Origin of the sequence: Clostridium sp. DL-VIII (assembly GCF_000230835.1) — a bacterium.
GTDB lineage: Bacteria > Bacillota > Clostridia > Clostridiales > Clostridiaceae > Clostridium.
Genome location: NZ_CM001240.1, coordinates 125,438 through 150,000 on the forward strand (window position 1 = coordinate 125,438; position 24,563 = coordinate 150,000).

Below are 24,563 nucleotides of genomic sequence, written 5' to 3' on the forward strand. Positions count from 1 at the left end.
TTAGATTTATAATCGTTATAATGTTGCTAATGTCGCTTTCACTCATATAACCACCACCTCTCAAAATATAAATAATTTTTGTTTTACATTACTTTGCTACTTTGACTAATTATAGCATACTTTGTAAATATTTTATTATTTAATACGTTGGTTTAATTGCGATGTTGAGACTAAAATAATAGCATAAGCTTAAGATATAGCTAAACTTTGTAGTAGCACTAGCTTAAATTTATTCACCTCAATATCGCAATCAATTACTAGAACGAAGTCGCTAAAAGCAGACCGTCCAGTATGGAGATTCAAAACTCACGATTCCCCATAAAATATATATTTTTATTAACATTTCAAAGCTTTATTTCTTGAAAGTATATGTTTTTCTTTATTTTATCACATAAAATCCCCCTCCCCATGATTAAGTACTTATTCACTTTTATCCTTATTTATGGTGGTGAAATACTCCAAAGCATTATTTTACCTATCTTTATTAAATTTCCCCTCTCACAATTTTTAGTTCTATCCACATATTGTGCAAATTACAATAAAATTTATCTTCACATATTAAAAACAATGATAGGAGAACAGAACTATCATAGCAATAACTTTCGTTGTCATTTACGTTGTTACTTTCTGTTATTGTACAACACTCTAACGTTTTAGGCCTTGCACTCTAAATTTAAGTTGACATTACTATCTCACAAGCATATAATTTCTATATAAACATGTAAATATAGACATGTTTATACTTACATATATTAAAATATACATATAGGAGTGATTTATAGTGAAAGATTTAAATGAATTTTTTGGAAGTCATTTTATTTATACTTATGAAAATGGTTGGGAATATGAATTTTATATTAAAAATGAAGATACTCTCGATTATCGTATCCATAGTGGAATGGTAGCAGGACGCTGGGTCCGTGATCAAAAAGTAGATGTTGTAAAAATTGCAGATGGAGTCTATAAAGTTTCATGGACTGAACCAACTGGTACAGATGTTTCTCTAAATTTTATGCCAAATGATAAACGTATGCATGGTGTTATTTTCTTCCCTAAATGGGTTCACGAACATCCTGAAATTACAGTTTGCTACCAAAATGACTTTATTGATCTAATGCACGAATCCCGTTTAAAATATGAGACTTATCCAAAGTATGTTGTTCCAGAATTTGCCGACATCACTTATTTTAAAAATGAGGGAATAAATAATGAGAAAGTTATATCTCAAGCACCTTATGAAGGTATGACAAACGATATTCGTTCTGGAAAATTGACTTTTTAAATAAGTAAAATTATATATCCATAAAATAAACAAAACGTTATTCTTAAAAAGAATAGCGTTTTGTTTATATAGATAGAAAACTATCTATATGCTATGATTAATTCACAATAAATTCTTATATTTGTCTGCTATTTTCATTTATGTTATTAGCTTCAAAATTCTCCTAAACAGGTGCATTTTTATTTTCTCCTTGAATTAAGTTTAATTCATTCATCTTTTTTATCTCACGATATATAAAAATTAAAGATATCATTGCAGCAAGAAAATCAGCTAATGGAACAGATACAAAAATACCAGTGACTTTAAGAAATATTGGGATTATTAACATTAATGGTATCAAAAATAAAAATGGTTTCATTATTGATAAAAATAATGCAGGCTTAGGCTTGCCAATATACTGAAAAAAGCTTGAAGCAATTACTTGAACACCTACTAAAGGACTCATAAATATCATTACTCTTAAAATAGGAACCGTCAATGCTATTAATTCATTATCAGATGTAAAAACACCTGCTATTTTATTTGTAAAACTAATAATTATAACTAAAAATCCCAATGAAATTAAAACTGATGCTAAAATTGCAAGCTTTAAGCTTTGTTTTACTCTATCGAATTTTTTAGCACCATAATTAAATCCTATAATAGGTTGAAGAGCCTGTCTAATTCCATACATAGTAATGGTAATAAACCCGAACACACGATTATATATACCAATTGCAGAAACATATAAGTCAGATCCTCCATAAATTTTTAATGAATTATTTAATACTATGGCTAGAATTCCATAAGCCAGTTGAGTCATAAACGTAGATAATCCTAAGGAAATCGCTTCCTTTAGTAACTTTATATTAATTGTTAAATTTTTAACTTTTACCCCTAAAATTTTACTATTAAAACAGATGTATACTAGTAAAAATATGAAACATATTATTTGGGAAATGTCTGTAGCAATGGCAGCTCCTTTTATCCCATATTTAAGTCTTGTAACCAATATATAATCTAACGGAATATTAATTACAGGCCCTATTATCATGCTTATCATAGCAATATTAGCATGTCCTTCTGATTGTATGATGCTATTGGCAATAATACTAAAAACAAAAAAAACACTACAATATAAAGTAATTCTAAAGAATGTTACAGCATATGGTAGTATATTTTCCAAGGAACCAAAAATATATAACATAGGTCTTATGAAAACCAGTCCTATAACCATAATTAAAATTCCTAATAGAATAGAGGATGTTAATGCAGTACCCACAGCCTTTTCTGCTCTTAGTTTATTTCCCGCTCCAAGACTTCTGGAAGTTATAGAAGCAATTCCAACTCCAATCATTTGAGAAAGAGCCAGTATTATTTGTTGAATAGGAAAAACTATAGTTAACGCTGCAATTCCTAGGCTACCATTAGGCTGATTACCTATAAAAATTGCATCAATAATATTATATAATACATTAGCTAAAAATACACTTATGGCAGGGAGAGAAAACTTAATGAGTAATCTTTTGATACTACCTTCCAAAATAAAATTTTCAAGTTCAGTCATATTATTACCTCCAAAAAATTTATATTGAATTATATATTTATAATATATTGTTAGTTATCAATTCCTATAATAACGCATTGTGCTAGTTGATTTATCGTTTTGAAAATAGTTGCTTTTTCATGATAGAACTTTCTACTTTGTAGAAATTCAAGTCATTCTTTTCAATGGTTCCAGAACTTAACTAGCACAACGGGATAATTTAGGTAAGCAACTACCTGCAGAAATAATTTGTATTCCCTTTTTTACATTTCCTAACTTATATATAAATATTTTTATATTTATATATAATTCATTGATTATAATATAGATTTGAAGTTACATAATAAAATATTTCTCTATATTATATTTAATCAAATCAAAATCTACCATATTATATATATTATAGTAATTTATTCAATTGTAATTCATTGTGAAATTTTTGTCAAGATTGCATTCACTTATAATATTGTTCACCGTATCAGTAGCAAGTGATAACGCTATTTGGTTATCAACTTTTCATTATTAATATAAATAAAATATATCAGACTATATCCTTACAAATATAGTCCTATACAAATCAAGTATTTTAGCCACTTTACTGATAATCACATATATCTATAAACTGCCTTGTACGTTTAAATATATTTTGAAAATGTCGGTATTTTGTCAGTATCTTCTTTCATATTTAAATTTAATTATTATGACCTAAAGTGTAGTTTTTGAATACGTTTTCAAACCATTTAATACAATATAAATAAGTTCAAATTATACTTAATTATATTTTGTTTAATATTGGTCATAATATAAATAAGAAAAGCTTAATAGTTAGAGTGCTAAATTAGAGTAAAAACACCTAAATTCCTATAGATAATCTTAACAAACTCAAAGATATCTCTTAATCTAATATTTATATTAACCCCTTATTTTACTCACTTAAATACTACTCGGAAATAAAATATATATAATTATAGTTAATCATATTTTATTTTTATAGTTGTTTATATTTTATTTATTTTATGATACAATACAAATAGAAAAGCTTAGTACTGCTAATACTAAGCTAATCCTAGAACGTTTTTTAGTTTTAGGGCTATTAGATTAAATACTATCAGATTACGAACGCTTATTTGTCAGATGGGGCGTTCTTTTCTGTTGTCTTAAAATTTATTTTAAAACCTTTTATGCCAGCTTCAAGACTAAAATCACAGTTCTTGGAACTGCTTCTTAAAGCTCTATTAAACAATATCACCAATAATACTACTATTGATATTATTAACACTCCAATTATCACAATCTAATACCACCCCCTTAGACTATTATTTCTAACAGCCCAAGGTGGTTAAACATTCAAAAACCACCGCACCCATCTTTACGGAACATAGGATTATTATAACATTATTGAATTGTAATTTAAATAATTATTTACTTTTCATGCAATAAGGAAATCAACGATTATATGCAGCTACCTCAACTTAGCATACATGGATTACGGCATACACATGCTACTGTATTATTGCTTAAAGGTGAAAATATAAAAGTCATATCTGAAAGGCTCGGTCACAAATCAACTCAAATAACATGGAATACTTATAGTCAAGTTTTACCTTCAATGAAAAAGCAAACAGCCGACCTATTGAATAATATTTTTAATGATCTATAAGTTTTTTTACTCAAAAATGTCGGTTAAATATCAGTATTTTGAATATAATAAAAGCTACAACCGTTTATATAGTTAAGTTGTAGCTTTTACTTGGTACTCCCAGCGAGAATCGAACTCACATCTATCCCTTAGGAGGGGATTGTTCTATCCATTTAACTATAGGAGCATATATTAAAAAATTTAAACATATTTATTTCGTACCTTTAAATTTTATTATAATTATGTGTCATTGTCAAACTAATAATTTATATTTCTTTCCTACTTAAGTAAACTTATCAAATAAAATCAAAAGTTTAATCGCCAAATCTTCATGATTTGGCGACTTTTAAGACACATGAAAATAAATATTAGTTAAAAGATGCGTTATATATTAAAGTTAGAAATCATATTCAAAATACTCCTCCATAAAGCTCTCAAGCTGCTGCTGAAGATTTACTTTTTCCTCATACAAGTTATTTATCTTTTCATAATCCTCACAATTCTCATTAATTTCTACTTCTAAGACTTTTAGCTTTTCTTCTAATTCTTCTATCTGCTTTTCTAATCTTTGCTTTTTAAACTCATTATTATTTGACTTTGTTGTTTTAACTGCTTTTTCTTTTTGTTTTTTTATAATTTTATTACCAGCATCAGTATTTCTTAGAGCTTCTCCTGATGCCTTAAGCTCAGCTGATTTCTCTTTATAATACTCATAATTACCAGCATATGATGCTAAAGAACTGCTCCTTAACTCTACAACTCTGTCTGCTATATTATTTATAAAATATCTATCATGAGAGACAAAGAAAAGTGTACCGGTAAAATCTTTTAAAACTCCCTCAAGCTCTTCTCTCGAATCTATATCCAAATGATTGGTTGGTTCATCTAAAATCAAAAGATTTATCTCATTGTACATGAGCATTGCTAGCTTAAGTCTGCTCCTTTCCCCTCCTGAAAGAGAACCAACCCTTTTAAATACCATTTCCCCAAAGAACATGTATTTTGCAAGGTACTCTCTCGCCTTTCCTTCTGTTATTGTTATTCCGTCTCTGAAGCTTTCCAATATGCTCTTGTTTTCATCTTCAAAGCTTATATTTTGCGGTAAATATCCAAGCTTTATGCCGCTTCCTAAGGTGGCTGTTCCATTATCTGCTCTTAAGTCTCCAAGTAATATCTTTATCAAAGTAGATTTTCCACAGCCATTTGCTCCTATTAAGGCTACCCTTTCTTTATTTCTGACTAATAAATCTATCTTATTAAATAGAACTCTTTCACCATAACTCTTACTTAATTCCTTGATTATGACCACATTATCTCCTGATCTTTCTCCAATATTAGTATGAATATTCATACTGGATCTTTCCAAAACTGGCTTATCTACTCTTTGAAGCTTATCTAAAAACTTCTGCATATTTGCAGCTCTTTTAAAGAATTTTTCGTTATCTCCTCTCATTCCCCAATCTCTAAGCTGAGCTATAGACTTTTCAATCTCTTTTATCTTCTTTTGCTGACTTAAAAATGCCTCCATTTGAAGCTTAAGCTGCCTCTCTTTTTCATTAACATACGCCGTGTAGTTTCCCTCATAGCTTGTAGCTACCATATCTTCTATCTCTATTATCCTTGTAACCACATTATCTAGAAAATATCTATCATGAGATACTATGATAACTATACCTTTATATTCTTTAAGATAAGCTTCAAGCCATTCCATAGTTTCTAAATCCAAGTGATTAGATGGTTCATCTAAAAGCAGTATATCTGGATTTTGAAGAAGTATTTTTCCTAAAATCACTGTGGTTTTTTCTCCTCCGCTAAGTTCAGAGAATAATTTATTTTTAAACTCCTCATTAATTTTAAGTCCCACACAAACCTTGCTTAACTTTTCTTCTTTTTCATACCCTCCAAGGCTTTCATAAGCCATCTGAACCTTTGAATAACAATTCAAAAGCTTTTCCATATCTTTTTCATTGTTATCTGCTAATTGCTTTTCCAAGACTTCCATATCTTTTTGCAGGCTATCTATCTTTTCAAAAGCTGTATTTAGCACATCAATTGTTTTAAAGTCTTCGGGGTATACAGGCATCTGCTCAAGATATCCAAGAGTTGAGTTCTTTTTAATTGATATTGTCCCTTTCTCATGGCCTTCAACCCCCATTATTATTTTTAAAAGAGTACTCTTTCCACATCCATTTCCTCCTACAATCCCAACCTTTTCACCTGTCTGAATATCAAAGGTGACATTCTCTAAAACCATATTTGCCCCATAATATTTTTGTAATTTATTCAAAGCTAATTCTATCATTTTCGTTTCCCCCAGTTTCTTTTGATTTTTCTTCTATATTCTTGTGCTTGTTAATCTTTAATAGCAATAATATCATTACTGGTATATATAAAAGCCCTATAAGCTCAAATGTTACTGAAAATCCAATCTTTTCTGCTAAGAGACCAAAGAGCGGAAATACACCTATCATGAAAATGCTGAAGCTAAAGCTGTCAAAAGACAGTATTGTTGCCCTATATTCCGATGGTATCCTTGAGTTTATATAAGTACTGAGTACAGTAAAGGCTAATCCTCCTGTTGTTGAAGTCAGTAGAAAGAAAACTATGGCTGACTCCTTACTTAAGCCTAAGCCTAGCAGAGATATTATATTTGCTATCGATATGCTTATTAACGTTCCTCTTAAGCTTAATTTGTTTTCAACCTTATATGCATATTTTGAGCTTACTGCCTCAAGGAGACTGCTTACTGCACATATTACTGCAATCATGGTTTTTGAATAGCTCATATCTGAAAAATACTGCTGACTATAGAAAAACACAGTAGTTTGAAGACTTCCTGCTAATGCTGAAAATAATATTAAATATAATACTATCTTTCTTTTCTTCAGCACTCTTACACTAGTATTCAATTGATTTATTATCAAATTTCCTTGAATTTCTTCTTTATCCTCCTTATGAACTTGTGGTTCATTGAAATTATAAGCAGCTATTAATGCAGCAATTTGCACAATTGTTCCTAGTATATACGCATATAAGAACCTTACATCAGACAAAATTCCTCCAAATAAAACCGCTATTCCCTGGGAAATACACATAATGAAAGATAGATTTCCCCATAATACTTTATACGTTTCCTCTTCCCCAAGTTCTTTAAGACTATCATAAATCAAGGCTTCTCCAGCTCCAGAATTTAAGTTCATTGCTGCAGCACTTAAAACAAAGGAAGCTGCAAAGCCTAAAAAGCTATTTGACATAATCATTAAAATACATGAAATTATGCTCACAAACCTCCCTAAGACCACACTGAACTTCTTTCCATACAAATCTGCAATAACCCCTGTAGGCAGCTCAAATAGCACTGATGTTATATGATAAATTGATTCTAATACACCTATCTCAATTAAAGACATACCCCTAAAGCCTAAATATAAGACCCATATGGCTGAAGTTATGTTCAATTGTAATAAAAAATTATATATATAACTGACTTTTATATTTCGTTTCAATTTTTCCTTCATGTTTAACTCCTCCAAAATCTTAAGCACCTGAAGATAAATAGTAGCTAGAAGCATTACCTATTCTTTACTTGTGCCTTAATACTGATTTTTTTCAAACAAAAATAAGCCCCTTATTAACCTAAAATATTTTTATTAAAGGTTAATAATAAAAGGCTTATGGAAAAACTGCATCCTATAATTTCATGTACACAAAAAAGACCCAAGTATAAACCTTGAGTCCTATAAAATCCTTATTCATCAGTATTTAAACTAACTTAAAGATATAGATCATGGATTTACACTATAATCGGTACTTATTCTAAAAATGGACGCACTTCTCCCGTTAAATGCTAAAATTGCAGTTTTATTGAACGAACTGCTAGATATCCATTGTTTATTTGAAATAACTTCAATTGTACCAACTATATTAGCCATAACCTACCCTCCTTACAAAAAATCTACTTTAGAAATTATATATTTCCTCTACTTTCAAACGTTAATTGCAACTATTGCTTAATCATAATTTCTAAAAGAATGTTATATTATAATCATTATACTTGAAATAACAGGAAATTGCAATAAAATAGAACTACTTATGATAAAAATAAAGCTGCCCAAAATAAAAACTTCAATCCTACTTTGAGCAACTCAATAACTTTTCTAGATCATTAATCTGATCTGTAATTTTTTAATACTATTTTCATGAAAAGCCCTCAGGGCTTTTCTCCCTCAACTGTAAATTGTGCATTGTAAACTGTAAATTTTTCTAAGTTGTTTTTATCTTAAATTTTTTATTAACTCTATTTCTAAATACATCAACAATCTTAGTTATCAAAGGTCCCGAGCATACTATTACTGCTAAAGCTATCACCCAATCCCTTAATCCTACTTTTGATAAACTGAATATGAATCTTCCAATTGGAGTTAAAAATCCAAGCACTATGATCCCAAACATTGCAAAACACAATATAGTCTTAAACTTTGTTAATGGTCTTGCAACCCTGAATAATATAACCATGCTCATTCCGCCAAACATCAATACTGCAAGTGTCCTTCCATACTGCATTGGCAACTTCATTTGAATGGACAATAAAACTGTCACAAGGGTAAACACTGCAATCAATATTCCATTTGGAACACTAACCGTTACAATCCTAGTCAAGAATCCTTTCTTAACTCCACCGGTGCTTGGAAGTAATGCTAAAAAGAAGGATGGAATTCCTATAGCACAACTTCCTATTAGGGATAATTGTATTGGAAGTATTGGAAACTCTATAAATAATATTGAACATGCAAAAGATAATATTATGCAGAATATAGTCTTTGATAAAAATAGTTCTGAAACTCTTTCCAAGTTATTAATTTGCTTTCTTCCTTCTTCAATAACTTTTGGAAGTGCACTAAAGTCTGATTTCATGAGCACTAATTGTGCTACCGCCTTTGTTGCATCAGATCCATTTGCCATTGCTATTCCACAATCTGAAGCTTTAAGTGCAAGTACATCATTTACTCCATCACCTGTCATTGCAACAGTATGATCCATTTCCTGAAGCGCTACAACTATTTTCTTCTTTTGATGCGGAGTTACTCTTCCAAAAACCGTAGTCTCTTCGATTACTTTCTTTAGCGCCTCATTATCTTCTGGTAATTCCCTTGCATCGATATATTTATCCCAGTTTTCAACCCCTGCCCGCCTTGCGACTTCTGAAACTGTAACCGGGTTATCTCCTGATATTATTTTTACCTCCACACCTTCTCCTCTGAAGTATTCTAATACCCGTGGTGCTGCTTCTCTTATAATATCTTCAATTAATATCAAAGCAACACTTTCTATTTTTCCTTCCAGCCTTTCATTTAACTCATTATGAAGCTGAGCTAACAATAAGACTCTTTTTCCTTTACCAGCTTCTTCTTTAACTATTCCTTCTATAAAATGATATTCCTTATTTAATATCATCTCTGGTGCTCCTAAAATCCATGTTCCAAGTCCCTCAAAAGCAGCGCCGCTCCATTTTCTCTTAGATGAAAAAGCAATTTTATCTGTACATTTTATGCTTTTATCATATTCTTTATATTTTTGGAGTATAGCTTTCTGAGTCGGATTATTACTTGGAAGATTATTAATTAACACTGCTAATATGTTATCTATCTCTTCAGAAGCTCTGCTTCCAATATTCTTTACTTCAGCTAACCTTAAATCTCCTTGTGTTATGGTTCCTGTCTTATCTAAGCAGAGCACATCTACTCTTGCTAATACTTCTGTTGCACACAATTCCTGAACCAATGTATCATATTTTGATAACTTTACAATTGAAACTATAAAGGTCGCACTCGTTAATAGTACAAGTCCTTCAGGTATCATTCCAACAATTCCTGATACTGCTCCTATAGCCGCATCCTGCCATGTATTTCCGGGAATTCTTAACTGAGATAGTATTAAAAACACTGATAATGGAGGCACAATCCATATTATTACCTTAAATATCTTATCAATAGCTGCCTGTAATTCTGAATTTATTATTTTAAACTGTCTTGCTTCTTCTGCAAGGCTTGAAGAATAAGTCTCTTTTCCAACTTTCGTAACTACTACATAACCCTCTCCAGAAACCACAAAGCTTCCAGACAATAACTTTTCCTTAGTATTCTTTGCTATTGCATCTGCTTCACCTGTAAGCATCGATTCATCTATTTCAAGTCCATTACTCTGCAAAACTTCTCCATCTGCCAATACCTGCATACCGGTCTCTAAATAAATAACATCATCTAATACAATTTCTTCTATCGGAATTTCTTTTACGTTTCCATCCCTTAGAACCTTTGCATGAGCCATACTTATAACAGATAACTTTTCTAAGGTACGCTTTGCTTTAACCTCTTGAATTACACCTATTAATGTATTAACTATTATAACCCCAACAAAAATGGCATTCTTAGGTGAACCTGCTAAAATGATTGCGGCTGCAAGTGCAAAATTTATTGCATTAAATTTTGTAAATAGATTTGCTCGTATTATCTGAAATATGGTTCTTGACGGAGTTTTAGGAATATGATTAACTTTACCTTCTTTAATCCTCTGCTTAACTTCTTTCGATGTCAAACCTAGAATCTCTTCATCATTTTTCTCCTGCATATTATTTAAATTCATTAAATTTCTCCTGCCTATGTAAAATTATTTTTTACTGTTATTTAACATAACAAACCATTTATAATATATAAATTCTAATTAAATATATACACTTTTTAAAATATAATTGTTTTAAAAGATTCTAAAAAAATTTCATCATTAATTAGTTAGTTATAAAATGTACATTGTTAATTAGAATATATATATTATACCTTATTTTGATATTATTTTTCCCTATAAATTTACTTAATTTTAAATAAATTAATTTATCTCTAATTTATTTAAACTTTCAAAACCTTAATTTATATATTATACTGATTAATGTAAAGAGTACTATATTAAGGAGGTGCAAATTAATGCTAAGAACTATATTTTTTTATCCATGCCTTATAGTAAGCCTGATTTTTGCTTCTATTCATAGAATTAAAATAAAATCTTTAACTAATAAGGGTGATTTGCAAAAAAGGAAAGAATATATTCATAAGGTAACTCACTCATGGGGTAAATTTGTTATACGTGTAAGTGGCGCTAAAGTTAATGTTATTGGATCAGAAAATCTTCCTAAAGATAAAACGGTATTATTTGTTTCTAATCATCAAAGTAACTTTGATATTCCATTATTGCTAAGTACTATTGATATTCCAAAAGGATTTATTGCTAAAAAAGAACTTGAAAGCTGGCCTTTTATAAGCACCTGGATGAAATATATTAACTGCATTTTTATGGATAGGGATAATTTAAGAAAATCTGCTGAAGCCATAGTTGACGGTATAAAGCTATTGAAATCTGGGTACTCAATGGTAATATTCCCTGAGGGCACAAGAAGTAAGGGTAAACCCGTTAATGAATTTAAGGGCGGCAGTTTTAAGCTTGCTACAAAATCAAAATGCCCAATAGTTCCGCTTACTATAAATGGAACATATAAATTATTAGAAGCTAACAATAATAAAATTAAAGGGGCAGAGATAGAATTGGTAATCCATCCTCCAATAGAGACTTCTTCTCTAAGCAAAGAGGAACTAGAAAATCTTCCAGAATACGTTCATTCTATCATATCAAGCAAATACAAAGCTAACTAATTTAAAAATATCCACTGTCTCAAAATTTGAGACAGTTTTTTTCTATATAATTAAGATTTATATCAATATTTTATTAAAAATTTAAATTTATACGTTTTTTTAGTATATGTAATCGTAATTTTGGCTCATAATATTGTATGGATACTTTTTGACATGGCTTTGCATCATATGTTATAATAAGTTCATTTGGCTTATATAAAACTTTAATATAAGTTATTAAGGAAATTTTAACTAATTTTATATACAAAAAAATAGAAACGAGGATATTTAATGAATGACAATCAATTTGCTACATTAGGTCTTAAAGAGAGTATTGTGAGAGCAATATCGGACCTTGGTTTTACACAACCATCTCAAATTCAAGAGCAGAGTATTCCGGTAACCCTTAGTGGCGCTGACTTAATAGGGCAGGCACAAACCGGTACTGGTAAAACTGCTGCTTATAGTTTACCAATACTTACAAAGATGAGCAATGCAAGAGGTATAAAAGCACTTGTTTTAGCACCAACAAGAGAACTTGCAGTTCAAGTTAACGATGAAATACAGAGACTTTCTAAATATGAAAAGGCTGAAGTATTATCTGTTTATGGCGGAGACTCAATTGACAGACAAATCAGAGCCTTAAAGAAAGGTACTGTAGATATCGTTGTTGGAACTCCAGGAAGACTTTTAGATCTTTTAAAGAGAAAGTGCCTTCATTTAGACAACATAGAATTTTTAGTATTAGATGAAGCTGATGAAATGCTTAATATGGGATTTATCGATGATATAGAAGCAATTCTTAGCCATACACCATCTGAAAGACAAACTTTACTATTTTCAGCAACAATGCCTGATCCAATAGCAAAACTTGCTAAAAGATACATGAAACCAGATGCAAAGCTTGTTACTATAAAGAAAAGCTCACTAACTGTATCTAAGATTGAACAAAGTTATTTTATGATAAATAACAAACACAGATTAGAAGCTCTTTGCAGACTATTAGATTTAGATAATCCAAGTTCGGCTATAATTTTCTGTAGAACTAAAAGAGGCGTTGATGAGCTTGTACAAGAATTGCAGTCAAAAGGCTACATGGTTGAAGGAATGCACGGAGATATGACTCAAGCTCATAGACTAACTACTTTAAATAAGTTTAAAGAAGGTACATTAAGCTTATTAATTGCTACTGATGTTGCTGCCAGAGGTATAGACGTAGAAGGTGTAACTCATGTATTTAATTATGACTTACCTCAAGATGTTGAATCTTATGTTCACAGAATTGGTAGAACTGGTAGAGCTAACAAAAGCGGTACTGCTTATTCATTAGTAACTCCAAAGGATTTTTCAATGCTTAAGCAAATCCAAAATGTTACTAAGAGCTCAATTACACAAAAACCTGTTCCAACTGCCGAAGAAATTAACAGTAAGAAATTCAAGAATATGATTTCAGCTGTTAAAGAAGCTATTGATGCTGGCGAACTTACTAAATTTATTCCAAGTGCAATAGAATTAACTGAAGGTAATGATCCAATATCAGTTATTGCAGCATTGATGAAGATAAAATTTGATAATGAAATAGTCTTTGATTATAGCTCAGACAAATTAGAAGCGCCTAAAAAAGAAGATGTTCGTTTATTCTTCTCTGTTGGTAAAAAAGATGGTTTAACTCCAAAAGTATTAATTAATTACATTAGAGATATGACAAAAATTAATGCTTCAGCAATTGGTCAAATTGATCTTATGGAAAATTTCTCATTTGTAACAGTCGATGAAACTGTATCTGCTAAAATATTAAATAAATGTCCAGGCGGAAAAATTAATAGGAAAAAGGTCAATGTTGAAGTTGCTAATAAACGTAAGAAGTAATTAATTCTTACATTAAGGGAAGATTTATTCTTAGGTATATACCTAAAGCTTATCCTCCCTTTTTATTTTGCATTTTTATATTGAAAGAACATACTTAAATTCGTGACAAATTGTGAGTGACAAGTGATAAATTAATGAAGAAAAGCTCATTGCTTTTCATTAATATTAAAATTATCCACAGCACATTTTATTTTTATTCACATATATCAATAATTATCCACATTATCCTCATCATATGAATCCACTTCTATTGAATCTACTTCTATAATATTAGTACCACTTTCCAATATATACTTTTTAGGCATCCTTATACTGAGCACTCCATTATCAATATTTTTAAGTACCTGATCCGTATCGATTTCTTCAATATTTTCAAATTTTCTATTATATGATTTTTTTACAATCATATTGCTATATAAGATTCCAAAACCGCTTCTTTGTACTTCTGATCTATTTGCATTTACCTCTATTATTCCTGGATCATATCTTATACTCAATTCTCTAAGATCAATCCCCCTTAAATTTATTGTCAATAAATACATATCATCATCTTGCTTAAGTTGAATAAAACTACTCTCTGTCTCTTCATCTTTCTCTAAGTGCTCATTAGAAGCCTCTTCATAGCTTTTTGTAATTTCGCTTAGATCGATATTATCTAAAAAAGATTGTATTACCCCACTTATATTTCCAATATTATTGAGATTCAGCTTATCGCTAAATCCAAAAGAAAATATCTTAAACATTTTATCCTCCAAATATACTTCTTAATATTTATATAATATTTATAAAGTACTAAATTGTTTAAAATATTTTCTTAATTGCCAAGGTTACTTCCTCTAATCTGCACTTTCATCTGTATGAGATTGCTTAAGAAAAGAGACTATCATTTTTTTTGATAGTCTCTTTCTTTATTTATTAAAGTTACTTATGGTATCTTTAAACATATTCATCTGATTCTTTGTCTCTTTCACTTCCTTATCGTCAAGACCGCCTCTACCCAATCTATCTGAAAGAGAGACTAATACTATTTCATCCACATCTACATCCTTTACCATGTCTCCAATGTTTTGAAATTTCATGTCTTTAGTTACAAACAAGCTCTGCATATGCCATCTTACAAGGCCTCTTACTTCATTAATAAATTCTTCCTCTTCATTAAAGCATCTAAAAAACTTTGTAACCATATCAGCACCTACACTGTCATGATCATATGAAGTCAATCTTCCTTTTCTAAGCTTAGTCGTTGGCTTTTTACCTATATCATGCAGTAAAAGTGCCCACATAAATGCTCTTTTATTTTTACTCTTTTCTCTACTTTTTACCCCTTCATCAATGACCATCATTGTATGAATAAACACATTTCCTTCTGGATGATATTTTGGATTCTGCCCTACCTCTTGCAGCTCCTTAATCATTGAAAATGGATAATCATCAAGTAGATGCTTTTTAAGGGCTTCTTTTATGTAATCAGATGGTTTATTGTCATTTAATAAATGCTTTTCAATTTCTAAAAAAATATCTTTATCAGTCATAATACACTCCATCAAACCTTTGCAGATATAAATTTAAATTTAATTTAGCTGCAAATTTATTTGTAATAATTTTACGTTTTAAGAAATCCTGTAAGGATTTTAACTACAACTATCAATTGTAAATTGCTAATTGTAGCATGTATATAATAATTTATTATCTCTAATATTTAAATTATTAAACAAAATTAATCTGTAATCTTAAGAATATTGCATATTCTACAACAAACATAATATTTTATGTTTACTGATATCTTAATTTTAACATCTTTTTTAGTCCATATAAATTCTTATATAAAAAAAGAAGTAGATAAAACAAATTTTATCTACTTCTTTAAATAGCACCGTATTAAACAAGAACCTTCCGGAAACTTTTTCCAATGCTCTCTTATAGAGCTTTGTCTCCTCTTTCGCCAGTTCTAATTCTTACACATTCTGCAATATCAACAACAAATATTTTACCATCCCCAACTTCACCAGTTCTAGCAATTGATGTGATTAATTCGATAACTTCTTCTACCTTTTCATCTTCAACAGCTATCTTTACTTCTATTTTTGGTAATACATTAGTTGTTATTTCAGTTCCCCTATGATATTCCTTCCAGCCACGTTGTTGTCCGCATCCCATAACCTGGCTTATAGTTACACCGTTAATACTATTATTTTGTAAAGCTTCTTTAATATCTTCAAGCTTTGAAGGTCTTATAATCGCTTCTATTCTTTTCATAATATATTTCCTCCCCAATCATCTATTGTAATATACATACATATCTCTTTAGAAAGTCTTTATCTAAAATTATATCATAAAATATCCTTAAATAGATTCTCTGCTTCAATATATATTATATTATTAATATTTTATTCCTATACCCAATTAGTCTAATCCGTTAAATGCTGGATAAGCAGATTCACCATGTTCAGCTACATCAAGACCATCAGCTTCTTCTGAACTTTCAACTCTGATATTCATGAATAGTTTCATAACTTTTAAGATTATGAATGTCATAACTGCTGCAAATACTACTGTTATTGCAATACCTTCAATTTGAGCAATTAAAAGATTAACATCTCCAAAGAAAAGACCATTCCATTTTGCTACAGAGTTAATTGATGTTTGAGTAAATAATCCAGTTGCAATACCGCCCCAGACTCCGCCGATTCCGTGACATCCAAAAGCGTCAAGAGCATCATCATATCCGAATTTAGCTTTTACTACGCTCATGAAGAAGAAACATATTGGAGATACTACAGCTCCTATTATGATTGAGCTCCAAAGTGGAACAAATCCTGCTGCTGGTGTAATTGCAACTAATCCTACAACTGCTCCAGTTGCTGCTCCAAGCACTGTTGGTTTACCATGTTTAACTTTTTCAATAAACATCCATGAAAGCATTGCTGCTGCTGCTGCAGTATTTGTTGTCATAAATGCATGTACTGCAAGTGGACCAGCTCCTAATGCACTACCTGCATTAAATCCAAACCATCCGAACCAAAGTAATGCTGCACCTAAAACTACAAACGGAATATTGTGTGGTTGATATGACATCATACCATATCCACGTCTCTTACCTAAAACTATACAAGCTACAAGTCCTGAAACTCCTGAACTTATGTGTACTACATCTCCACCAGCGAAGTCTACTGCTCCTAAAGAACCAATTATTCCGCCGCCCCATACCATATGAGCTAATGGATAGTATACTAAAATTGACCATAGACCTATAAATATGAATAATGCTGAGAATTTCATTCTACCTACTAAAGATCCAGTTATAAGTGCTGGAGTAATAATTGCAAACATCATTTGGAATGCTGCGAAAAGTTCATGAGGTATAGTAGGTGCAATTGCTGCTGGATCTCCGCCTACTCCGTTGAATAAGAAGAAGTTAAATCCACCTATTACTCCTCCAATATCATCACCAAACGATAATGTATAACCTATAAAAACCCACAATATTGATGCTAAACCACAAATAAAAAATGAAGACATTAATGTATTTAAAACATTTTTTCTACGAACCATTCCACCATAAAAGAATGCAAGTCCTGGAGTCATTAAAAGTACAAGTGCTGAACAAATTAATATAAAACTGCTATCGCCTAAATTAATTTCCATAATAATATCCCCCTCTAAGTATTACTTTTATATTAAAAGCCTATTTTTAGTATTTTTTCAAATTAATGTTAGTTAAAAGTAAATGCGCATGTTACTTCTACAAAACTAACCTTGTAAAATTTTTTTATAATTATAATATTATAATTTTTACTAACAAAAAAAGGTGCTTGAAGAATATACTTTTCATATATCTTTCAAACACCGTTGTTTTATCTTAGTATATTATCTTAATATACTTTTGTCAACATTTTTTTCATAATTAATTTTGATTTGTTTTAATACTTTTCAAATTTATTCCAAATTATTGCTTATTATCTTTTTTATGTTTGCATGCTTAGTAGGCATGTCTTCTTCCGTATCAATTAATTGAATTAAATTTACCAAATCCCGAAGTTTACTTATTTTATACCAATCATTCATAAGTTTATAACTTGAATTTTTATTGTATTCCTCTTCAAAAGCCTTAATTAGCTTGCTATTAAAGCACTCTTCATATCTAAAGAATTGTCCTATATCCGCTAAAGGATGCCCTGCCATTGCAAACTCCCAATCTAATACTCCAGCTAGTTTACCATCCTTTATCAAAATATTTGTTCCTTGAAAGTCTCCATGAACAAGTCTAATATCTTCATCTAATTTTGTTAGTATTTTTTCATTTTCTTTAACTACATTATTTATTTTTTCCACAATACTTTTTCCTAATCGCTCTTTAGCCTTATTTCCCATAGAAATTTCATACCATAAGCTAAGAGGTGGTAATTCTTCTGCTATATTTAAATTTTCATCTAAAAATCCCACTTTATTAAATTCGTGACTATGTATTTGAGCTAATGCCCTTGCAGCTTCTCTAACAAAGCTTTCTTCTAATAAATATCCCTCATTAATGGCTTGCCCTAATGTTTTACCTTCTAGATACTCATAAATTGCATATTCTCTCCCTTGAATCAATTCGTGTGTACTAAACTTATATATTTTAGAAACAGGAAAAATAGAATTATTGGCTAGCTGTCTCAATAATTTAATTTCCTTCTTATGCTCTTGATCTGCAGATAAAAATATTTTTAAAATATACTTTTTATTCAATTGATCTGATTGAACAATATAATTTGTTGTCCTACAGCCTTCATTTACTTTCGTTACACAAACAATATTTTTTTCTTCCAATACACCTTCAAATAACTTGCCAATTTTATCAGAATCAATCTCCAAAAACGGAAATGTTCTCTCCCATCCATATTCCATAAGTATACCTCGCCTATAGCTAATTATTTTATTCAAATTCAATTATAATATATTATAATTATATATGCTTAAAAACTAATTACTTTTTATAAATTATCACAATAATAAGTTTCTCCATAATAATTAAAGATGCCCTAACAATTATTTTTATTAGAACATCCTTTTTAATTAATTACAATCTAAATAATATATTTTCACATTTTCTAAAAGTTGAAGACTTATTTAACTTTGAGGTTTTTAAGATGCCTCTAAATTTCTTACATAGTCATATGCTTCTTCTATAGCTTCTGTCTTTGTTTCATATATATTGCTTTCTCCTACCTTAACCATGAACTTCATTTTACTTAATACTTTCATTGGCTGCTCCTGCACATGAGTAAGGCAGAACTTTATATTTAAAGTATTACAATGTTTAAGCAGCCTGGTTAGTGCATCTATAGCTGAGGCATCTATGGCATGAGTATGACGCATGTCTAAAATAACGACCTCAACTGACTCCTCAAGCTTTTTCATCTTTGTAATAAATTCCTGTACTACACCGAAAAACATTGGTCCATTTATTTGATATACATGTATTTTTCCATGTGCTTTTTCCAAAACAGTAGATATATCTTCATCAAAAACACCTTCGTCTACTAAATCTCTAATTTGAGTCGTATCTGATACTCTTTTCATAAATAAAAACATTGTCATAATCATACCTACGCCTATTGCTACTACTAAATCAAACACAACTGTACATGCAAATGTGACTAATAATACAATTACATCACTTTTAGGCGCCTTTAATAATGCCTTAAATACTCTCCATTGACTCATATTATAAGCTACAATAACTAATATAGCTGCTAATACAGTCATTGGTACTAACTTCGCAAAAGGCATTAATACTAACATAGTAATTAATAACAATATAGCATGAACTATTCCTGAAATAGGGCTTCTTCCGTTTGACTTTATATTAGCAGCAGTTCTTGCTATTGCGCCTGTAGCTGGTATTCCACCAAATAGCCCACACGTAATATTAGCTATGCCCTGAGCTGTAAGCTCCATATTGGAATCATGAGTATCTGAAATCATTCCATCAGCTACAGTTGCTGATAACAAAGATTCTAAAGCTCCTAAGATAGCAATTGACATAGCAGGTGCAAATAATTTGTTTATTTGATCCATGCTAAGTGCTGGGAAGGAAGGTTTTGGCATTGCAGATGAAATTTCTTGAAATCTGCTTCCTATAGTTTCTACTGGTATATTTAACACTTGTACAAAAATAGTTGCAGCAACCAATGCAATCATTGAACCTGGTATTGTTTTATTAATTTTAGGCCAGACCACCATTATAATTATAGATCCTAATCCTATGAATAAGGACCATGTATTTAATGTTCCTATGTTTGCAAAATAACTCTGCCATTTTCCCAAAAATTCTGCTGGTACATTGTCAATTGACAGTCCAAGAAAATCTTTGACTTCCGTTGATATTAACGTTACTGCTATACCCGCAGTAAAACCGATAGTTATAGTCTGAGGTATGTATTTAATTAATGAACCGAACTTTAATAATCCCATAATAATTAATATAATTCCTGCCATTATTGTAGCTGTAATAAGTCCATTTAAGCCATACTCTTGAATGATAGAATAAACTATTACAACAAAAGCAGCTGTTGGCCCCCCTATTTGAACTTTACTCCCTCCTAAAAATGAAACTATAAATCCTCCAAATATTGCAGTTATAAGTCCCTTCTCTGGTGATACTCCTGATGATATTGCGAGAGCTACTGATAATGGTAATGCTATTATAGCAACAATCATACCTGCTATAATATCTTTCATTATTTGTTCTTTTGTAATTTCCTTGTTCTTAATCATAGAAAAGAACTTGGGTGTCATTTTAAATCACTTCCTTAAATTTTTTGTCAGATTTCATAATACTCCTAATTTCTATAGTAGTCAAAGTAAACCTCGCACTTATCTTATATTTCGTCTTCCTCAGAATAGTTCCTTTTATAAAAACATATTTTCTAAATAATAAAAATTAACCTATATCTTAGATTTCAAAATAAGATATAGGCTTTGCTTTGCAGTTTAAAGAACTTCTCTATACATTTTTTTATAATATTTTGTCTAACTTAATTTTTAATTCTTCTGTTATCCCCACTAATGGTAACCTAATTTCATCTGATTCTATTAATCCAAGCTTATTTAAGCAATATTTTAATGGTGCTGGATTAGGTTCTGCAAATAGAAGTGGTATCATACCATATAATGACTTCCATCTATTTAATGCTTCCTTATGATTATTTGATTTAACCAAATTATATATATCTATAAATTCTTTAGTTCTTAAATTAGCTGATGCCATTATACCACCTTGTCCACCAAGCACAAGTGTTGTATAAAAATATGCATCCTCACCTGTTAAAATTGAGAAGTCCTTTGGCGGATTTAATAATAATTCTGTTGTCTGTTTCATGTTTCCAGAGCAATCTTTTATTCCCACTATATTTTTTAGTTTTGCTAATTTATGAACTGTTTCATTTTCAATGTTTGTCCCAGTTCTATATGGTATATTATAAAGAATCATATTTAAACTAGTTGCTTCTGATATATATTTAAAATGCTCATAAATTCCTGCTTGATTAGGCCTAGAGTAATATGGTGCTACAGATAATATTCCATCCACATCATACTTTTCTGCTACTTTTACCATTTTGGCTACTTCACTAGTATTATTTCCACCTAACCCTACGAATACTGGTACTCTTTTATTATTGCATTCCATAGTTTTAGCTAAAATATCTTCATATTCGTAAGATAAGACTGTAGGCGATTCTCCTGTGGTTCCAAGGGGTATTATTCCACTTACACCTTCCTCTATATAATGATTAACCATTTTTTCATAAGATTTTAAATCAACTTTCCCATCCTTAAATGGTGTTACTAATGGTACTATGACTCCTTCGATTTTCATAACTGTTACACTTCCCCACATATTTATTTCATAAAAAATATACTAATTATCATAAATTTTCTATAGATTAATAAACTAAAATTTCATCTATTAAATCTCTAACTTATCCTGATATCTTTATTTCATTTATCACTATTATATTATTATAATTTTTTACATCTTACACAGCTAAAAATGCTAAAAATATTGTAAAAAATGCTATTCATTTTATATTACCTATATAATAACCACATGATGCATTTCTATATTTCTTTTCCATTAATACAATTCTTTTGTAAGATTTCAAAAGCTGTACTCACATTATCCAACCTATCAATTTTAATAAACTTTAGGCACATGAAAATAAATAACAGGTCCAAGGTTGCCTTGAATATTTTTCATCAGGCAAGGAAGTAAATTGGCCTCATAGTGGGTCTATTAGGTAAATTTGCCGACGTAGGATGATGGAAAATAGTCTGGCAAATGGACTTGTTATTTATTTGATTGTACCTTATACCACACCTCCTTATTTAATACTTCATAAATAAAAAACCCGCTGGTAAAATACCAACGGGTAGAGTAATTCATAAAGATTTTCATAAAATTAAAATATAACAATAAAGCAATTTTATTATTATTTTTAATTTCATCATCCTTGTAGCTCTCCACTTTCGTGACAGTTATACATATATTTTATGCATACCCAGAAATAAATCTTTGCATGATTTAAATCTTCGGCCATAATACCTTTCCTTACAAATCAACGTTTGCCAACTCATAATAAGTACTCTTTATTAATAGCGCCTCTACCTTAGGTTTCCATTATTAAATTATTACAATTATATCACTTACTTAATTACTTGTAAATAAAAGTCCAGATGCTATTTTAGCAAACAATAATATTATTACCAGTACTATTACCGGTTTTATGAACTTAGCACCATTTTTTATTGCAAAATGTGCACCAAGATAATTTCCAACTACTGCGCATATAGCTGCAGGTATTCCTATCATAAAAAATACTTTTCCATTTAATATGTACGCTATAAGCGCTGCTAAATTAGATGCTAGATTGACTATTTTAGCATTACCTGATGCTGTTATAATATCAAGAGATAAAAAAGATGTAAATGCTAATATTAAAAAAGTTCCTGTACCTGGTCCAAAAAAACCATCATACGCACCTATTATAATACCTATTGCTAGTGCTATTAAATACACTTTTTTCTTAGATAACTCTTTTTTCTTTTTCTCTTGTCCAATTCTTCTATTGAAGAGCATAAATAGTCCAACTACTGGTAGAATTACAATTAAGCAATATTGTAAATATTTATCATCTAAAATTAATACTAATTGTGTCCCAAACCACGATCCAATTAATGCGCCGAATGCTGATGACAATGCTGATTTAATTTTTATATTTCCACTCTTAAAAAACTTGCCAGATGCAATTGATGTACCAATGCAATTTGCAAATTTGTTCGTTCCATATGCTACATGTATAGGAATTCCAGCAAAAATATATGCAGGTAGAGATATAATTCCTCCACCCCCAGCAGCAGCGTCCACAAAGCCTGCGCAAAATACTAATGGACATATAATAAGTAACATTACTCCATAAGAATACATAGCGCGCCCCCATTATATATACTTTGAATTTTAATTCTATTCCCTAGAGAATAAAAATAATCAAAATAAAAAAGATAGTCATCCGACTATCTTTTATCTTACCTCGCAACGTCCTACTCTGCCACACAGTCTCCCATGCAGTACCATCGGCGCTATAGACCTTAACTTTCCTGTTCGGAATGGGAAGGAGTGTTACCTCTATGCCATCATCACGAGATCTATTCAATTGAAAGATTTTGTTCTTTCAAAATTGCACATAGCTTCTTAATGTATTACAACTTGATTTATATTGGTCAAGCCCTCGACCTATTAGTATCAGTCAGCTAAATATGTTACCATACTTACACCTCTGACCTATCAACCTTGTAGTCTTCAAGGGGTCTTACTAGCTTATGCTATGGGAAATCTCATCTTGAGGTGGGCTTCACACTTAGATGCTTTCAGCGTTTATCCCTTCCCGACTTAGCTACCCAGCTATGCTTCTGGCGAAACAACTGGTACACCATAGGTCAGTCCATCCCGGTCCTCTCGTACTAAGGACAGCTCCTCTCAAATTTCCTACGCCCGCGACGGATAGGGACCGAACTGTCTCACGACGTTCTGAACCCAGCTCGCGTGCCGCTTTAATGGGCGAACAGCCCAACCCTTGGGACCTACTTCAGCCCCAGGATGCGACGAGCCGACATCGAGGTGCCAAACCTCCCCGTCGATGTGAACTCTTGGGGGAGATCAGCCTGTTATCCCCGAGGTAGCTTTTATCCGTTGAGCGATGGCCCTCCCACGAGGTACCACCGGATCACTAAGCCCGACTTTCGTCCCTGCTCCACTTGTAAGTGTCGCAGTCAGGCTCCCTTCTGCCTTTGCACTCTTCGAACGATTTCCGACCGTTCTGAGGGAACCTTTGGGCGCCTCCGTTACATTTTAGGAGGCGACCGCCCCAGTCAAACTGCCCACCTAACAATGTCCTGTCACCAGTTTCATGGCATCCAGTTAGAACTTCAATACTATCAGGGTGGTATCCCAACAACGACTCCTCCAAAGCTGACGCCCTGGTATCCCAGTCTCCCACCTATCCTGTACAGACAATACCGAAATTCAAT

Annotated in this window: 18 protein-coding genes, 1 tRNA gene, 2 rRNA genes and 1 riboswitch (1 of these 22 cut by a window edge); of the genes, 4 read left to right on the forward strand and 17 right to left on the reverse strand. The window is 31.0% G+C overall.

What is annotated here, in order from left to right:
• The first annotated feature begins 781 nt into the window (after window positions 1-781).
• Window positions 782-1,282, forward strand: coding sequence for a phenolic acid decarboxylase (locus tag CDLVIII_RS00565; RefSeq protein ID WP_009167537.1), 501 nt, complete (start codon window positions 782-784; stop codon window positions 1,280-1,282).
• Between the two features lie 163 nt (window positions 1,283-1,445).
• Here CDLVIII_RS00565 and CDLVIII_RS00570 read toward each other — a convergent pair whose 3' ends face one another.
• Entirely contained in the window at window positions 1,446-2,828 is a 1,383-nt protein-coding gene (locus CDLVIII_RS00570; protein ID WP_009167538.1) for an MATE family efflux transporter, read from the reverse strand.
• A 1,102-nt stretch (window positions 2,829-3,930) separates the two neighbouring features.
• Entirely contained in the window at window positions 3,931-4,098 is a 168-nt protein-coding gene (locus CDLVIII_RS30980; RefSeq protein WP_009167539.1) for a hypothetical protein, read from the reverse strand.
• A gap of 165 nt (window positions 4,099-4,263) precedes the next feature.
• Between CDLVIII_RS30980 and CDLVIII_RS00575 the strand changes: the two genes are divergently transcribed.
• The gene (locus CDLVIII_RS00575) at window positions 4,264-4,467 is read left to right on the forward strand and encodes a tyrosine-type recombinase/integrase (protein WP_035301610.1); all 204 of its coding nucleotides are present in this window, start codon (window positions 4,264-4,266) and stop codon (window positions 4,465-4,467) included.
• A gap of 91 nt (window positions 4,468-4,558) precedes the next feature.
• Here CDLVIII_RS00575 and CDLVIII_RS00580 read toward each other — a convergent pair.
• The 5 genes from CDLVIII_RS00580 to CDLVIII_RS00595 all read right to left on the reverse strand — a co-directional run bounded on the left by CDLVIII_RS00580 (window position 4,559) and on the right by CDLVIII_RS00595 (window position 11,088).
• Window positions 4,559-4,633: transfer RNA gene (locus CDLVIII_RS00580), tRNA-Arg, on the reverse strand.
• A 210-nt stretch (window positions 4,634-4,843) separates the two neighbouring features.
• On the reverse strand, window positions 4,844-6,748 hold the full coding sequence (gene abc-f / locus CDLVIII_RS00585) for a ribosomal protection-like ABC-F family protein (RefSeq protein ID WP_009167540.1): 1,905 nt from the start codon (window positions 6,746-6,748) through the stop codon (window positions 4,844-4,846).
• The gene (locus CDLVIII_RS00590; protein WP_009167541.1) at window positions 6,726-7,964 is read right to left on the reverse strand and encodes an MFS transporter; all 1,239 of its coding nucleotides are present in this window, start codon (window positions 7,962-7,964) and stop codon (window positions 6,726-6,728) included. The genes abc-f and CDLVIII_RS00590 overlap by 23 nt, the downstream gene beginning before the upstream one ends.
• A 267-nt stretch (window positions 7,965-8,231) precedes the next feature.
• Window positions 8,232-8,378, reverse strand: coding sequence for a hypothetical protein (locus CDLVIII_RS30985; RefSeq protein ID WP_009167542.1), 147 nt, complete (start codon window positions 8,376-8,378; stop codon window positions 8,232-8,234).
• A 331-nt stretch (window positions 8,379-8,709) separates the two neighbouring features.
• Window positions 8,710-11,088, reverse strand: coding sequence for a cation-translocating P-type ATPase (locus tag CDLVIII_RS00595; RefSeq protein WP_009167543.1), 2,379 nt, complete (start codon window positions 11,086-11,088; stop codon window positions 8,710-8,712).
• A gap of 335 nt (window positions 11,089-11,423) precedes the next feature.
• Here CDLVIII_RS00595 and CDLVIII_RS00600 point away from each other — a divergent pair, with 335 nt between their 5' ends.
• Window positions 11,424-12,146 carry a lysophospholipid acyltransferase family protein gene (locus CDLVIII_RS00600; RefSeq protein ID WP_009167544.1) on the forward strand — a complete coding sequence of 241 codons (723 nt, stop codon included), beginning with the start codon at window positions 11,424-11,426 and terminating at the stop codon, window positions 12,144-12,146.
• 270 nt (window positions 12,147-12,416) lie between these two features.
• Window positions 12,417-13,994 carry a DEAD/DEAH box helicase gene (locus tag CDLVIII_RS00605; RefSeq protein ID WP_009167545.1) on the forward strand — a complete coding sequence of 526 codons (1,578 nt, stop codon included), beginning with the start codon at window positions 12,417-12,419 and terminating at the stop codon, window positions 13,992-13,994.
• Between the two features lie 206 nt (window positions 13,995-14,200).
• On the opposite strand, the gene CDLVIII_RS00610 is transcribed toward CDLVIII_RS00605, so the two are convergent.
• The 10 genes from CDLVIII_RS00610 to CDLVIII_RS00660 form a co-directional block, all read right to left on the reverse strand.
• Window positions 14,201-14,737: an Hsp20/alpha crystallin family protein gene (locus CDLVIII_RS00610; protein WP_009167546.1), complete on the reverse strand. Its 537-nt coding sequence runs from the start codon at window positions 14,735-14,737 to the stop codon at window positions 14,201-14,203.
• A 165-nt stretch (window positions 14,738-14,902) separates the two neighbouring features.
• Window positions 14,903-15,526 carry an HD domain-containing protein gene (locus CDLVIII_RS00615; RefSeq protein WP_009167547.1) on the reverse strand — a complete coding sequence of 208 codons (624 nt, stop codon included), beginning with the start codon at window positions 15,524-15,526 and terminating at the stop codon, window positions 14,903-14,905.
• Window positions 15,527-15,911: 385 nt separating this feature from the next.
• Window positions 15,912-16,250, reverse strand: a complete 339-nt coding sequence (locus CDLVIII_RS00620; RefSeq protein ID WP_009167548.1) for a P-II family nitrogen regulator — start codon at window positions 16,248-16,250, stop codon at window positions 15,912-15,914.
• 147 nt (window positions 16,251-16,397) lie between these two features.
• Window positions 16,398-17,639, reverse strand: a complete 1,242-nt coding sequence (locus CDLVIII_RS00625) for an ammonium transporter (RefSeq protein ID WP_009167549.1) — start codon at window positions 17,637-17,639, stop codon at window positions 16,398-16,400.
• 291 nt (window positions 17,640-17,930) lie between these two features.
• Complete coding sequence (locus CDLVIII_RS00630) at window positions 17,931-18,881, reverse strand: aminoglycoside phosphotransferase family protein (protein WP_009167550.1); 951 nt, start codon at window positions 18,879-18,881, stop codon at window positions 17,931-17,933.
• 237 nt (window positions 18,882-19,118) lie between these two features.
• Entirely contained in the window at window positions 19,119-20,774 is a 1,656-nt protein-coding gene (locus CDLVIII_RS00635; RefSeq protein WP_009167551.1) for a SulP family inorganic anion transporter, read from the reverse strand.
• Between the two features lie 220 nt (window positions 20,775-20,994).
• A complete protein-coding gene (dapA, locus tag CDLVIII_RS00640) occupies window positions 20,995-21,855 on the reverse strand; it encodes a 4-hydroxy-tetrahydrodipicolinate synthase (protein WP_035301611.1) in 861 nt (286 codons plus the stop codon).
• Between the two features lie 629 nt (window positions 21,856-22,484).
• Window positions 22,485-22,651: riboswitch (Lysine riboswitch) on the reverse strand.
• Between the two features lie 35 nt (window positions 22,652-22,686).
• Entirely contained in the window at window positions 22,687-23,463 is a 777-nt protein-coding gene (locus CDLVIII_RS00650; protein ID WP_009167553.1) for a TSUP family transporter, read from the reverse strand.
• 100 nt (window positions 23,464-23,563) lie between these two features.
• A 5S ribosomal RNA gene (gene rrf / locus CDLVIII_RS00655) occupies window positions 23,564-23,680 on the reverse strand.
• Window positions 23,681-23,752: 72 nt separating this feature from the next.
• A 23S ribosomal RNA gene (locus CDLVIII_RS00660) occupies window positions 23,753-24,563 on the reverse strand; it runs 2,099 nt beyond the window's last position.